Source organism: Ralstonia pickettii, assembly GCF_001699815.1.
Classification (GTDB): Bacteria; Pseudomonadota; Gammaproteobacteria; order Burkholderiales; family Burkholderiaceae; genus Ralstonia; species Ralstonia thomasii.
On sequence record NZ_MCGB01000037.1, the window covers coordinates 1 to 13,508 of the forward strand.

13 protein-coding genes and 1 pseudogene are annotated in these 13,508 nt (G+C 68.4%); 11 read left to right on the forward strand and 3 right to left on the reverse strand.

Translation table 11 applies throughout. The annotated features are described in order from the left end of the window. From BEK68_RS06310 to BEK68_RS06360, 11 genes are all read left to right on the forward strand, one after another. A partial coding sequence (locus BEK68_RS06310; protein ID WP_139111344.1) for a response regulator occupies nt 1-454 on the forward strand: 454 nt, incomplete at its 5' end. Nucleotides 455-456: 2 nt separating this feature from the next. Then, nucleotides 457-1,017 (forward strand): hypothetical protein, encoded by a 561-nt coding sequence (locus BEK68_RS06315; protein WP_024974357.1) that lies wholly within the window; start codon nt 457-459, stop codon nt 1,015-1,017. A gap of 349 nt (nt 1,018-1,366) precedes the next feature. Then, nucleotides 1,367-2,680, forward strand: coding sequence for a glycosyltransferase family 4 protein (locus BEK68_RS06320; RefSeq protein ID WP_065851604.1), 1,314 nt, complete (start codon nt 1,367-1,369; stop codon nt 2,678-2,680). Nucleotides 2,681-2,716: 36 nt separating this feature from the next. Further along, on the forward strand, nt 2,717-3,478 hold the full coding sequence (locus tag BEK68_RS06325; RefSeq protein WP_024974359.1) for an SDR family oxidoreductase: 762 nt from the start codon (nt 2,717-2,719) through the stop codon (nt 3,476-3,478). Continuing rightward, nucleotides 3,469-4,146 carry a D-glycero-alpha-D-manno-heptose-1,7-bisphosphate 7-phosphatase gene (locus BEK68_RS06330; RefSeq protein ID WP_024974360.1) on the forward strand — a complete coding sequence of 226 codons (678 nt, stop codon included), beginning with the start codon at nt 3,469-3,471 and terminating at the stop codon, nt 4,144-4,146. The genes BEK68_RS06325 and BEK68_RS06330 overlap by 10 nt, the downstream gene beginning before the upstream one ends. Further along, complete coding sequence (gene waaF, locus BEK68_RS06335) at nt 4,143-5,354, forward strand: lipopolysaccharide heptosyltransferase II (protein WP_065851606.1); 1,212 nt, start codon at nt 4,143-4,145, stop codon at nt 5,352-5,354. Before BEK68_RS06330 ends, waaF begins: the two co-directional genes overlap by 4 nt. Before the next feature lie 52 nt (nt 5,355-5,406). Beyond that, complete coding sequence (locus BEK68_RS06340; protein ID WP_065851608.1) at nt 5,407-7,233, forward strand: carbamoyltransferase family protein; 1,827 nt, start codon at nt 5,407-5,409, stop codon at nt 7,231-7,233. After that, nucleotides 7,230-8,282: a glycosyltransferase family 2 protein gene (locus BEK68_RS06345; protein WP_065851610.1), complete on the forward strand. Its 1,053-nt coding sequence runs from the start codon at nt 7,230-7,232 to the stop codon at nt 8,280-8,282. Before BEK68_RS06340 ends, BEK68_RS06345 begins: the two co-directional genes overlap by 4 nt. Further along, nucleotides 8,279-9,424, forward strand: coding sequence for a glycosyltransferase family 9 protein (locus BEK68_RS06350; protein ID WP_065851612.1), 1,146 nt, complete (start codon nt 8,279-8,281; stop codon nt 9,422-9,424). The genes BEK68_RS06345 and BEK68_RS06350 overlap by 4 nt, the downstream gene beginning before the upstream one ends. Beyond that, on the forward strand, nt 9,421-10,413 hold the full coding sequence (locus tag BEK68_RS06355) for a glycosyltransferase (protein ID WP_065851614.1): 993 nt from the start codon (nt 9,421-9,423) through the stop codon (nt 10,411-10,413). The genes BEK68_RS06350 and BEK68_RS06355 overlap by 4 nt, the downstream gene beginning before the upstream one ends. Further along, a complete protein-coding gene (locus tag BEK68_RS06360; RefSeq protein WP_170816370.1) occupies nt 10,410-11,432 on the forward strand; it encodes a UDP-glucuronic acid decarboxylase family protein in 1,023 nt (340 codons plus the stop codon). Before BEK68_RS06355 ends, BEK68_RS06360 begins: the two co-directional genes overlap by 4 nt. Nucleotides 11,433-11,466: 34 nt before the next feature. On the opposite strand, the gene BEK68_RS06365 is transcribed toward BEK68_RS06360, so the two are convergent. The 3 genes and pseudogenes from BEK68_RS06365 to BEK68_RS26110 all read right to left on the reverse strand — a co-directional run. Beyond that, nucleotides 11,467-12,390, reverse strand: coding sequence for a glycosyltransferase family 2 protein (locus BEK68_RS06365; protein WP_004632601.1), 924 nt, complete (start codon nt 12,388-12,390; stop codon nt 11,467-11,469). Further along, nucleotides 12,374-13,096, reverse strand: a complete 723-nt coding sequence (locus BEK68_RS06370) for a PIG-L deacetylase family protein (protein WP_004632598.1) — start codon at nt 13,094-13,096, stop codon at nt 12,374-12,376. Before BEK68_RS06370 ends, BEK68_RS06365 begins: the two co-directional genes overlap by 17 nt. Nucleotides 13,097-13,218: 122 nt before the next feature. Beyond that, nucleotides 13,219-13,443 (reverse strand): annotated as a pseudogene (locus BEK68_RS26110) (alcohol dehydrogenase catalytic domain-containing protein); the annotation flags it as partial. Between the last annotated feature and the right edge of the window lie 65 nt (nt 13,444-13,508).

A 13,508-nucleotide genomic window follows, 5' to 3' on the forward strand; every position in this document is an offset into this window, starting at 1 on the left:
CGTGCTCATCGTCGATGACCAGGAAGACGCCTGCGAGATGCTCCAGTTGCTGCTTGAAGACTACGGCGCCACCGTCACCGCCTACGGCACGGCGAAGGCCACGCTGGCGGCGTTACGCGCGGCGCCCGCCAACTCGTGGCCCGATGTGCTCGTCTCCGACATTGCGCTGGGCGACGACGAAGACGGCTACGCGCTGCTGCGCAACGTGCGCCTGCTGGAGAGCGAACGCGACATGCCGCTCGATGCCCGCCTGCCTGCGGTTGCGCTCTCCGGCTATGACCGCCCGGAAGACCGCACGCGCGCCCTGCTGGCAGGCTTCCAGCTGCACCTGGCCAAGCCGACCGAGCACGGCGAGCTGGTCACCGCCATCCTCAGCGTCATTCGTGCACGGCGTGCGCCGGCGCATGAATCCCACGCATCCGTGTCCTTCCAATCAGCTCAGGAGTCTCCATAAGCATGCTGGCCGATTTCGATCCTTCCGCCTCAACCCAGCAACTGCAGGAACCGCAGACACCGCAGAAACAACCGCAGCAGACCACGTCGTACTTTGCCGGCGCCGACGCTGTGCGCCGCGCGGTGGAAATGGCACTGCCGCTCATCACGCAGGCGATGACGCGTCCACAGGAAGTGGGCGACAGCGGCTTCCTGCACATCGTGGTGATGGACCCGGCACGCTCGCCTGCGGAGTGTGCCTTCGACGAGGCCATCCTCTACGAATACTCGGTGGGCGACCGCGCGCAATGGGATGCGGACTACGCCGCCTATGCGCGCGCCAAGGCACGGCTGGCCTGGCGGCACGGCATGAGCACACATGCGCTGCAGGCGTTGCGCCCGCACGTGCTGCGTGCAGGCGACACCAACCTGTGGGGCAGCGCCGTGCTCGACGGCATCGTGGTAGGCGTGAGCGGCGCGCTGCCGTTCTATGACGAAGCCTTTGCACATGTGGTGGCGGCATGCCTGCGCGCCATCGCCAAACAGGCCGCTGTCGCCACGGGCGGCACGCTGCGGCTCGCCTGACCTGCCCCACTCTTCATGCGCGGCGCGTCAGGCGTGATGCCGTCGCCGCGCCGTTTCTCCTTGCGCTCCACGTAAGAATTGCGCGGTCGCTTCGGCTGCGGCCTGCACCTGTCGCGTGACGCCATGGCGGCCCGCCGCGTGCACGGGTCACGCGCGACGTTCGCATCAACCTCCCGCAAACGCTTGTCCGGACAAGCGAGAGACGCTTCCCCGCATCGGCTCCGCACGCACCAGCGCGAAGCCCCGCCGCACAAGGTTGCACGCCATGGCACGCCGGCTGCTGTAGGTCTTCGCACGTGGCTTCCGAACACCTCACCACACAGGCCGCGGCCATAAGAGGAGAAACGACATGCGCATCGCCATGGTCAGTGAACACGCATCGCCACTTGCCGACCTGGGCGGTGTCGACTGCGGCGGACAGAACGTCTACGTGCGCGATGTCGCGCGCCAGCTTGCACGGCTGGGCCATCGTGTCGATGTCTTCACGCGCCGCGAGCGTCCGTGGGACCCGGAGGTGGTGCCGTTCGATAGCGGCTGCCGTGTCGTCCACGTGCCGGCCGGGCCGGCTGCCGTGCTGCCCAAGGAAGCGCTGCTGCCCCACATGCATGCCTTTGGCCGCCACCTGCTGAACCACTGCGCGCGCGCCCAGGCCAGCGGTGACGCCTACAACGTCATCCATGCCAACTTCTTCATGTCGGGCCTGGCATCGCTGGCGGCGTCCACGCGGTTGAACCTGCCGCTGGTCATGACCTTCCACGCGCTGGGCCGCGTGCGCCGGTTGCATCAGGGCAGCGCCGATGGTTTTCCCGATGCGCGATTCGCGATCGAAGAGACGCTGGTACAGCGTGCCGACCGCGTCATCGCGGAATGCCCGCAGGATCAGGCCGACCTGGAAACGCTCTACCGCGCCCGCCCTGAGCAGATCGACGTGGTGCCGTGCGGCTTTGACGCCGGAGAATTTGCGCCCATCGACCGCGCGCAAGCGCGACGCCGCCTGGGCGTGCCAGCCGATGCGTTTGTCGTGCTGCAACTGGGCCGCATGGTGGCGCGCAAGGGCGTGGACAACGTCATCGAGGCCATCGGTGAGCTGCCGGCCGACGCGCGCAAGCGCGTGCGCCTGTACGTGGTGGGCGGCAACACCGTCGTGCCGGACGTGGCCGCCACACCTGAGCTCGGCCGCCTGCAAGCCATTGCCGAGCGCGCCGGGGTGCACGCGCAGACGACCTTTGTCGGCAAGCGCGGCCGCGCCGATCTGCGCACCTGGTACAGCGCCTGTGATGTGTTCGTCAGCACGCCGTGGTACGAGCCGTTCGGCATCACGCCGGTGGAGGCCATGGCGTGCGGGCGCGCGGTGATCGGTGCGGACGTGGGCGGGATCCGCTCGACCGTGCGGCATGAGCGCACCGGCTTCCTCGTCCCGCCAAAAGACCCGCAAGCGCTGGCCGCACGGCTGCTGCAACTGATCCAGCAGCCCGAGCTGTGCCGCGAGCTGGGGCAGGCCGGGCTGGTGCGCGCCCGCATGCTCTACACGTGGCTGGGCGTGGCGGGGCAACTCGAGCGTGCGTACCTCAAGGCCATCGACAGCCACGCGCGCGCCGTGGGCCGCATGACCGATGCCGCGCCCAGCGCCAACGCTGCGGCGCTGGCAGGGCTCGCAGCCTGACCGGATTTCTTCCCACCCTTCCCTCTTCACGCCGCCATGACCCAGACCGATTTGAACTCGAACCCCAACACCACACCCACGCTGCGCGACCAGGTCATCATCGTGACCGGCGCGGGGCGTGGGCTGGGCGCCGCCATCAGCCGCGTGCTCTCTGCCGAAGGGGCCACGGTGGTCGCCACCGACTACGATGCCGGCACCGCCGATCGCACCGCCGCCGAGCTGATCGCCGAGGGCAGCCAGTCGCACGCCATTGCGCTGGACGTGGGCGATGAAGCCGCCGTACGCAGCGCGCTCGATGAAGTGGTCGACCGCTTTGGCCGCGTGGATGCCGTCATCAACAACGCGGCCATCGATATCACGCTGCCCATCGACGAACTGAACGTCGAAGACTGGGACCGCGTGGTGCGCACCAACCTGCGCGGCCCGTTCCTGCTGGCCAAGCACGCCAGCGTGCTGATGCGCAAGCGCGCGAGCGGCGCCATCGTCAACATCGCGTCCACCGCATCGCGCCGCGCGTGGCCGAATGCGTCGGTCTACCACGCCACCAAGTGGGGGCTGCTGGGGCTGTCGCATGCGCTGCATGCCGAGCTGCGCCCGCACGGCATCAAGGTCTCTGCGGTGATTGCCGGCGGCATGCGCACGCCGTTCCTGCTCGACCGCTTTCCCGATATCGATGTGAGCAACCTGCAGGACCCGGCCAACGTGGCCGCCGCCGTGCGCTTCGTGCTGCTGCAACCACCCGAGACGGTCATCCCGGAAGTGATGGTGCTGCCGATGCGGGAGACGTCATGGCCGTGATGTGCGGGCCCTTGCAGGCGCGGCCGAGCCCGGCCGTCTTTCTCGACAAGGACGGCACGCTGCTGGAAGACGTGCCCTACAACGTCGACCCCGCGCGCATTGCCTTGGCCCCCGGCGCCGGCGACGGCTTGCGGCTGCTGGCCGCCACCGGCTTGCCGCTCATCGTGGTGAGCAATCAACCGGGTGTCGCGCTGGGCTACTTTCCCGAGCATGCGCTGGACGGCGTGGCGCAGCGGCTCGGCGAGCTGTTTGCGCTGCACGGCGCCACGCTGGGCGGCTTCTACTTCTGCCCGCATGCGCCGGCCGCTGACGGCAGCCTCCATTGCGCCTGCCGCAAGCCCGGCGATGGCATGTTGCGCCAAGCCGCCGCCGCGCACGGCCTCGCGCTGGAAGGTTCGTGGATGATCGGCGACATCCTCAACGATGTCGAAGCGGGCCGCCGCGCGGGCTGCCAGACCATCCTCATCGCCAACGGCAACGAAACCCGGTGGCAGCCGGGGCCCCTGCGCGTGCCGGACTATATCGTCGGCCGCTTTGACGAGGCTGCCGCCATCGTGATTGCGCAGCAGGCGCGGCACCTTACGCACGTTTCGTACGTATCGCCAGCGTCGCCCGCACCGGCCGCTTCGTCCGCAGCGTCCGCGCAGCACCTGAGGGCGGTTGCATGATCGCAGCTGGCATTCCCGAGCGCCGCGCGGTGTGGGCCAACGCGAGCCGCATTCTGTGCGTGCGGCCGGACAACCTGGGTGACGTGGTGATGACCACGCCGGCCTTTCACGCGCTCAAGGCCGACGAGCGCGCCCGCAGCGCGAGTCGTCATCTCACGTTGCTGACCTCGCGCTCGGGGGCCACGGCGGCGCCACACCTGTCCGACATCGACGACGTGATCGTCTGCGATGTGCCATGGGCCAAGCACGCCAACACGGCAGACGCCGAGCAGACCCGCGCGCTGGTCGACACCCTGCGCGACGGCGCATTCGACGCGGCGGTCATCTTTACCGTACACACGCAGAACCCGTTGCCGGCCGCCATGCTGTGCTTCCTGGCGGCCATTCCGCTGCGCCTTGCGCACTGCCGAGAGAACCCGTACGCGCTGTTGTCCGACTGGATTGCCGACCCCGATGCACGTATTACCGCCACTGCGCCCGGCGACGTACGCCACGAGGTGCGCCGCCAGCTGGACCTCGTGCAGCACGTGACCGACGAGGCCGCACATCTGCCGCATCGGCTGCGCTTCGACGTCCGCCCGGCTGACCGCGACGCCGTGCGCGCCAAGCTGGCCGAGCGAGGCGTCACTACGGATACCCCGTGGATCGTGCTGCATCCGGGCGCGACCGCCGCGTCGCGGCGCTATCCGCCCGATCGCTTCGCGCACATCGCGTGCACGCTCGCAAACCGCTATGGGTGTCCGGTGCTGGTGACCGGCGCGCCGGCCGAAGCGGAACTGGTGCAGCAAGTGTGCCTGCCCGGACTGATCGCGGGGCAGCGCGTGCTGAACCTGGCCGGAGCGCTCACGCTGGGGGAACTGGCGGCGCTCATTGAAGGTGCGGCGCTGCTGGTGTCCAACAACAGCGGCCCTGTGCATCTGGCGGCGGCCACGCAAACACCGGTGGTCGATCTCTACGCGCTGACGAATCCCCAGCACACGCCGTGGGCCGTGCCGCACGCGGTGCTCTCGCATCAGGTGCCGTGTCGCTATTGCTACCGCAGCGTGTGCCCGCTCGGCCATCAGGCGTGTCTGACCGGCGTGACGGAAGAGGAAGTCGTCGCGGCGGCGCACCCGTTATGGCAGTCGTCGCGCGTGGCGCGGGCGTTGTGGCCCGCACCCGCTGCCGCTGCGCTAGCGGCGTCGAACGCGCCGACGCCGGTCGCTTGAGTTTGCCCATGACCCTGACCTGTACTGACTGAACCGATTGATGGAGCCTCGCATGGAAGCCAAACCGCTCTACACCCTCGGCATCAACGCGGCGTATCACGACTCTTCCGCCACGCTGGTGCGTGACGGTGTGGTGATTGCCGCCGCTGAAGACGAACGCTTCACGCACGTCAAGCACGCCAAGCGGCCGGTGCCGTTTGCCACCTGGCAGTTGCCGTATCACGCCATCGATTACTGCCTGGCCGAGGCCGGCATCGACCTGGCGCGCGTGGACCAGGTCGCCTACTCGCTCGACCCGGCCTTGCTGACCGACCTGCAGGCGCAGACGCATATCGCGCTGCCACTGCAGCCGTCGGCGCAAATGGATCTGCCGCCCGGCGCCGCGCCGTGGGATCCGCTGTTTCTGTCGTACGTGCTGAACGCCCCGCGCCAGCTGGCCGACGGCGCGCCGCATCATCTGCGGGCGCGCTTCGCCAACGTGAAGCACACCGGGCCGTTCCGCTGGTCTTTTGTCGAGCACCACCTGGCGCACGAGGCCAGCGCATTCTTGGCGGCGCCCTACGACGACTGTGCCGTGCTCACGATGGACGGACGCGGCGAGCGCGCGACCACGTCCTACGGCCTCTTCCGCAACGGCGAATACACACGCCTGCAGCAGGTGGACCTGCCACACTCCCTCGGCCTGCTCTATGAAGAGGTGACGGACTACCTGGGCTTTCTGCGTTCGTCGGACGAATACAAAGTGATGGCGCTGGCGTCGTACGGAGCGCCCCGCTATGTCGACGCATTCCACGAGATGGTGCGGGTCGAGACCGACGGCCGCTACACCGTGGCCCCTTTGCGGCTGGAAGAACGTTTCGGCCCGCCGCGACAGCGTGGCGGCCCGATGGAACCGCGCCACTTTGACATTGCGCGTTCGCTCCAGCAGGTACTGGAAGAGACGGTGCTGACGATGAGCCAGTGGCTGCATCAGGCCACCGGCGCAAGCAATCTGGCCATGGCCGGCGGCGTGGCGCTCAACTGCGTAATGAACGCGCGCATCCGCGACCGCGGCCCGTTCGAAAACGTCTGGGTGCAGCCGGCAGCCAGCGATGCCGGCACGTCGCTCGGTGCCGCGCTGTGGACGGATTACCAAACGCGCGGCAACAAACAGCGCCTGTGGAAAATGGACCACGCCTATCTCGGCCCGTCGTATGCCGATGAAGAGATCGAGCAGTTCCTCGCGTGGTCAAAGCTGCCGTTCGAGCGCCTGGACAACATCGCCGAGCAGACCGCCGAGCTGCTGGCGCAGGGCCAGGTGATCGGCTGGTTCCAGGGGCGCATGGAGTTCGGCCCGCGCGCGCTGGGTGCGCGGTCCATCCTCGCCTCGCCCATCCCCGCCGACATGCAAGCGCGGCTGAACGAGATCAAGGACCGCGAGGACTTCCGCCCCGTCGCTCCAGTGGTGATGGAAGAACACGCCGCTGACTGGTTTGTCAGTGCGCAGGCCGCGCCGTTCATGCTGTTCATCTTCGATGTGCGGGAAGACCGCGCCACGCAGATCCCGGCCGTGCGCCACGTTGATGGCACCGCGCGCGTGCAGACCGTCAACCGGCGCCAGCATCCGCTGTACTACGACCTGCTGGCGGCGTTCGAGCGGCGCACCGGCGTGCCGATCCTGGTGAACACGTCGTTCAATACGCGCGGCGAGCCCATGGTCTGCAGCCCCCGCGATGCGGTGGAATCGTTCTGGACATCGCCGCTCGACGCGCTGGTGATCGGGCCGTTCCTGCTGCGCAAGACGGCCCTGCGCCCGGAGCAATCGCAGACCCAGGAAAACGGCGCCGTACGCAATGTCGACGGGTTGCGGCGCGTGCCCGGCCTAGCGGGGGTCGCATGAACCAGCCGATGCCGTTTGACGTGTCGTCGGTGACCCCCGTGCAAGGGGCGCCGGCCATGTCCGTCGTGATTGCGACATGGCGACGGCCGCAGATGCTGCAACGCTGCCTTGACGGCCTGCGGGCGCAGACGTTCGACGCGCGCCGCGTGGAACTGGTCGTCGCAGACGACGGCCCGGACGACGCCACCCGCGCGGTCGTGGACGGCTTTGCCGCAGCGTCCCCCGGCTGGCGCGTGCAGTACGTGCCTGTGCGCGAAACGCAGGGCCCCGCCGCCGCACGCAACCGCGGCTGGCGCGCCGCCACCGGTCACATCGTCGCCTTCACCGACGACGACACCATTCCGGCGCCCACGTGGCTCGCGGAAGGCTGGCGCATCATGACCACTGCCGAGGGCGCCAGTGGCCCTGAGAGCGACCAGCCGCCCGACGCCGCCACCGGCGCAGTCCGCATGCCATTGCCCGAGCGTCCGACGGACTACGAGCGCGATGCCAGCGGCCTCACCCGAGCCGAATTCGTCACCGCCAACTGTTTTGTACGGCGCGCGGTGCTGGAGCGCGTCGGCGGCTTTGACGAGCGTTTCCGGCTCGCGTGGCGGGAAGATTCCGACCTGCAGTTCCGCATTCTCGATGCAGGCGGGCGCATCGTGCAGGCGCCGCGCGCCTTGATGCACCACCCGGTGCGGCCGGCGCCTTGGGGGGTGAGCGTGTCGCAGCAGCGCAAGGTGTTTTACGACGCGCTGCTCTACAAGAAGCACCCCACGCTCTACCGCACGCGCATCCGGCCGGTGCCGCCGTGGCATTACTACGGCGTGGGGGCTGCCGTGGTGGTTGCAGTGGCCGCGCTGGCCGCGCACCTGCCCTGGGTGGCCGCTGCGGCCGCTGTGGTGTGGCTGGCACTCACGCTGCGCTTCACCGCCATGCGGCTGCGGGGCACCGCACACACCGCGCGGCATGTGCTGGAAATGTTTTGGACGTCCATCGCCATCCCGCCGCTCGCGCTGTACTGGCGCTTGCGCGGTGCGTGGCATTTCCGGGTCTGGTTCCTATGACGCCCGCTGCTGAACTTTTGCGCGGCGCGCGCCGCATTGCCGTCTTTCGCGCCTTGCAACTCGGCGACATGCTGTGCGCCGTGCCCGCCCTCCACGCCTTGCGGGCCGCCGCGCCCCAGGCGCACATCACGCTCGTGGGCCTGCCGTGGGCGCGCCAGTTCCAAGAGCGCTATGCCGATCTGCTCGACGACTTTGTCGCGTTACCGGGCGGCGACGGCTTTCCGGAAGCCGGGCCTGGCGATGCAGAGGCGACACACGCGTTCTATGCCGGCATGCGGGCACGCTGCCTGGATGTCGCCATCCAGCTGCACGGCAGCGGACCGCAATCGACGGAAGTGGTCCGGCAGTTTGGTGCGCACCATGTGTTCGGATTCCAACCCAATGGCGTGATCCCGCGGCAGCCGGATCCGGGGTTGCTCCCGTGGCCGACGCAGTTGCCTGAGGCGCAGCGCCTGCTGGCGTTGCTTAATCACCTGGGGGCGCCGGCCGTGCCGGCCACGCCCGACTTTCCGCTCATGCGCGACGACTATGCCGAAGCGCTTGCCCTGCTGCGCCACCACGCGCTGGACCGCGACCGCCTGGTCTGCCTGCACCCCGGCGCGCGCATGCCCACGCGGCGCTGGTGGCCGGAGCGCTTTGCTGCGGTGGCCGACACGCTCATCGTCAGCGGTTTTCATGTGGTGATCACGGGTGCGCCTTCGGAGGCGGCGCTCGTTGAAGAGGTCCGCAGCCACATGCGCCAGCGTGCGGCCTCGGTGGTCGGGCAAACCTCGCTTGGCGGGCTTGCTGCGCTGCTGCGGCTGGCGCGCCTGCTGATCTGCAACGACACCGGCGTGTCGCACGTGGCGGCGGCGGTGCGGGCGCCGAGCCTGGTCATTGCCTGCGGCAGCGACGTGGAGCGCTGGGCGCCGGCAGACCGCACGCTGCACCGCGTGCTGGCCGCGCATCCGCCATGCCGGCCCTGCATGCACTGGACGTGCCCCACCGGGCACGAATGCGCGCGCGATGTGACGGTGCACGAACTGCTCGACGCCGCGTATGCCGCGCTGTTCGACCCCGATCTGCACCTGCGCGCATCGCATGCACCGCAAGCCGCCGACGCTCCCACCGCATCGCACACGATCGAGAATTCGACCTCATGACCCACCCCACGCGAGAACGCCTGCGCATCCTGACGTGGCACGTGCACGGCAACTACCTGTACTACCTGTCGCAGGTGCCGCACGACTTCTATCTCGTGACGCGGCCGCCCGATGCCTCAGGCCGCGTGCCGCCGGGTTATGCGGGCAAGGTCGGCGTGTTGCCCTGGGGTGACAACGTGCACGAAGTACCGTTCGATGCCGTTGCCGGGCAGCACTTCGATGCGGTGCTGTATCAGTCCCGCGCGCAGTGGGAAGACGATCGCCTGTCGGTGCTCAGTGCCGCGCAGCGGGCGCTGCCGACGATCTATCTCGAACACGATCCGCCGCAGGAACACCCCACCAATACACGGCACTGGGTGCAAGACCCGAACGTGCTGCTGGTGCATGTAACGCCGTTCAATGCGTTGATGTGGGACAGCGGCATCACCCCGGCACGCGTGATCGAGCACGGTGTGCACTTGCCCGTGCCGGCCAGCTACACCGGCGAGCTGGAGCGCGGCATCGTGGTCGTGAACCACCTGCACAAGCGGGGGCGCCGGCTGGGTGCGGACGTGTTCCAGTCGCTGCGCCAACACGTGCCGCTTGACCTGGTCGGTATGGGCGCGGAAGCGGCGGGCGGGATCGGCGAAGTGGGCAACCTCGACCTGCCCACCTTCTGCGCGCGCTACCGCTTCTTCTTCAACCCCATCCGCTACACCAGCCTGGGCCTGGCGGTGGTGGAAGCCATGACCGTCGGCATGCCGATTGTCGGCCTGGCCACCACGGAGATGAGCACGGTCATTCGCAACGGCCACAACGGCTACGTCGATACCAGCCCCGAAGCGCTGGCCGGTGTCATGCAGACGCTGCTGCGCGATCCGGCCCTGGCCCGCCGCTGGGGCGACGCAGCACGCGAGACGGCCCGCACGCGTTTCGGCATCGACCGCTTCGTCGCCGATTGGCTGGACGCGTTTGCCACCGTCATGGAAAACAAGAAGGAGGCGGCATGAGACACCACGGAGACGCACACCACCCCGGCCACCCCGAGCCGCACCACCACTGGCGCGACCAGCGCCGCGTGCTGGTCACCGGCGGCGCGGGCTTTCTCGGCTCGCACCTGTGCGACCGCCTGCTGCGCGACGGGCACGATGTGCTGTGCGTCGACAACTTCTACACCGGCACCAAGCGCAACATCGCCCACCTGCTTGGCCATCCGCGCTTCGAGGTGCTGCGCCACGACGTGACCTTTCCGCTGTATGTGGAAGTGGACGACCTCTACAACCTGGCCTGCCCGGCCTCACCGATCCACTACCAGCACGACCCCGTGCAGACCACCAAGACGAGCGTGCACGGTGCGATCAACATGCTGGGGCTGGCCAAGCGGGTAGGCGCACGCATTCTGCAGGCCTCCACCAGCGAGGTGTACGGCGACCCGCATGAACATCCGCAAACCGAACGCTACTGGGGCAACGTCAACCCGATCGGCGTGCGCTCGTGCTACGACGAAGGCAAGCGCTGCGCTGAGACACTGTTCATGGACTACCGCCGCCAGCATGGCCTGGACGTCAAGGTGGCGCGCATCTTCAACACCTACGGCCCGCGCATGCACCCGAACGACGGGCGCGTCGTCTCCAACTTCATCATGCAAGCCTTGGCCGGCGACCCGATCACGCTTTACGGCGATGGCCGCCAGACACGCGCCTTCTGCTACGTGGACGATCTGATCGACGCGCTGGTGCGCTTGATGAACACGCCGGCGGATTTTTCGGGACCGGTCAACGTGGGCAACCCGGTAGAAATGAGCATGCTCGACATCGCGCGGCAGATTGTGGCTTGCACGCGCTCGACGTCGGAACTCGTCTTCCACCCGCTGCCGCAAGACGACCCGACGCAGCGCTGCCCCGACATCACCCTCGCCCGCGAGGCGCTTGGCTGGGAGCCCCGCACGGCGCTTGAAGTCGGGCTGGCGCGTACGGTGGAGTATTTCCGGCAGCAGTTCTTCCTGGCGCCGATGCCCGCGCTGGCCTGACCTCGGCCTTCGCGGGCGCTCTTCTGAAATCGGGTTAGCCGATCGACAGTGTGGGGATGGCGCGGCGGCGCTGGCGGTCAGCATCCATCTGCCGCCACAGCGCCACGGTCGTCGGCTGCACGGTATGCCGATGCAGCAAGGTGCGCGGCAGCCGCACCAGCGCGGCGGGCAACGCCTCCGCCAGCACGCCCTGTTCGGCCATCGCGCGGATGGCGCGGCCCGTCACTCGCCAGGCGAGATCCAGCGGCAACCGCAGCCAGGCGCTCAGCAACTCGTTGCGCGCCAGCAGTGCACGCCGCTGTGTCACATCACGCACCGGCGATGGGTTGTGGTGCGTGACCACCTCCCTGCAGTAGACGATGCGCCAGCCCGCGTCGACCAAGTCGAGCGCGAGCACGCTTTCTTCACCGCCGATAAAAAGGTCGCGCCGGTAGCCGCCGGCCTCGGTAAAGGCGCGTGTGCGGACCACGCAGGCGCCGGCCATGAAGCCCAGCAGTGCGGGACCCGGCAAGCCGTCGGAAGGCAGCGTGCTGGTGGCCATGGGCTCGCACGCCGTGTCGTCGCGCCGCGTGGGCCCGACCACGACATGCGCCGCTACCACGCCCACCGACGGATACCGCTGCAGCACATCCACCGCGCGTGCCACCGAACCGGGCAACCACGCGGTGTCGTCATCGCAGAAAGCCACGTAAGGCGTATCGATGCTCGCTACGCCAAAGTTGCGACCCGCCGCACCGTAGTTGCGCGGCACCCGGACGAGTGTGATGTCGGGAAAGCGCGCGGCGATCTGATCGGCGGTGCCGTCGGTCGAGCCGTTGTCCACCACCACGATGGGCCACGGTTCATCGAGCGCGGCGAGGTTGCCAAGCGTTTCAAGCACGGTGGCTGCACGGTTGTACGTCAGCACGACGACGGAACACGGTGCCTGCGCACTGCGGGCGTCATCCAGCGGTTGCATGATCGGGTTCTCCTTGCTTGGGTTCCAGTAGCCAGAAACGTTCGGGCTGGTGCAGGTCTTCCACGCCGCCGGGGCCGAACGCGCGCAGCTGACTGGCGTAACAGGCCACGGCGCGACGCTTCTGACGGCCATCGACGGCTGTGAGGGGCGATACCGGCGTGGCCACGATGTCCTGCGCGGCCAGCGCAACGATGCGGTCCTGCACGGCACCGCGCCCACGCCGGTACAGCGCGTCCTCATAGCCGATCCAGAGCCGCTGCGGCAGCTTGCGCAGCAGCATCAGCGCCGCTTCGTGCACAAGTACGTGGTCGCTGTGGAACAGCCCCAGCGGTACGAACACCGCATCTGCCGTGCGTCTTTCCACCAGCCGGTATAAGGCACGCTCCAGTTCGGCCACGGTGGGCGTTTGCCCGTACTGGCTGTCGCAAAAACCGAGGTGATGCACCGTGGCGCTGACCTGCGCATGGGCCTGCGCATCTTCCAGCCGGCGAGCGGCCACCGCCTGGTTGGAATCGGCAAAGCCCGCTTCTTGGTCCCAGGTCGTTGAGACCGGAGTTTCGGGCGCGCCACCAAACACCGTGACCGTGCGGCTGCCGTGATGCGCCGCCAGCAACGCACCGCACGAGAAGATCGCGTCGTCAAAGTGCGGCGAGATCACCAGCACCGGGCCGAGGCTCGCGACGCGATCGTGCAGCGCCCGGCTCATGCGCGCGAGGCGCGGGGCGTGCGAGCGCCGTCAGTCGCGTGCGGGTCAAGCTTGACCTTCAACCGGCCTGGCTCGCGCGTATCGAAGGCGAGGCAGGCATCGAGCGCTCCCGCCATCGGCGCGCCCACCGCCAGATTGCGCAGATCGTCGCCGAGCGCCTCCACTACCCTCCCCACGCCTTCGTGGCCGAGGATGCGGCCCACGGTGCCGCATACGAAGTGCAGATCCGTCCCGCAGATGGCGCTGGCCCTCAGGCGCACGGTGGCGTCGGTGGGCTCGCGCAGTGTCGGCTCGGGCACGTCTCTCAGACGAATGTCGCCGATGCCGTGGAATACAACCGCTTTCATGATTGACCCCTGGTTGGTGAACTGGACACCGCGCCGGAAGCGCGGTTTCGCCCAAGACACGCAAC

Coding starts and splice junctions, on each gene's coding strand:
- BEK68_RS06315 (WP_024974357.1), top strand. CDS start 457: ATGCTGGCCGATTTCGATCCTTCCGCCTCAACCCAGCAACTGCAGGAA.
- BEK68_RS06320 (WP_065851604.1), top strand. CDS start 1,367: ATGCGCATCGCCATGGTCAGTGAACACGCATCGCCACTTGCCGACCTG.
- BEK68_RS06325 (WP_024974359.1), top strand. CDS start 2,717: ATGACCCAGACCGATTTGAACTCGAACCCCAACACCACACCCACGCTG.
- BEK68_RS06330 (WP_024974360.1), top strand. CDS start 3,469: ATGGCCGTGATGTGCGGGCCCTTGCAGGCGCGGCCGAGCCCGGCCGTC.
- waaF (WP_065851606.1), top strand. CDS start 4,143: ATGATCGCAGCTGGCATTCCCGAGCGCCGCGCGGTGTGGGCCAACGCG.
- BEK68_RS06340 (WP_065851608.1), top strand. CDS start 5,407: ATGGAAGCCAAACCGCTCTACACCCTCGGCATCAACGCGGCGTATCAC.
- BEK68_RS06345 (WP_065851610.1), top strand. CDS start 7,230: ATGAACCAGCCGATGCCGTTTGACGTGTCGTCGGTGACCCCCGTGCAA.
- BEK68_RS06350 (WP_065851612.1), top strand. CDS start 8,279: ATGACGCCCGCTGCTGAACTTTTGCGCGGCGCGCGCCGCATTGCCGTC.
- BEK68_RS06355 (WP_065851614.1), top strand. CDS start 9,421: ATGACCCACCCCACGCGAGAACGCCTGCGCATCCTGACGTGGCACGTG.
- BEK68_RS06360 (WP_170816370.1), top strand. CDS start 10,410: ATGAGACACCACGGAGACGCACACCACCCCGGCCACCCCGAGCCGCAC.
- BEK68_RS06365 (WP_004632601.1), bottom strand. CDS start 12,390: ATGCAACCGCTGGATGACGCCCGCAGTGCGCAGGCACCGTGTTCCGTC.
- BEK68_RS06370 (WP_004632598.1), bottom strand. CDS start 13,096: ATGAGCCGGGCGCTGCACGATCGCGTCGCGAGCCTCGGCCCGGTGCTG.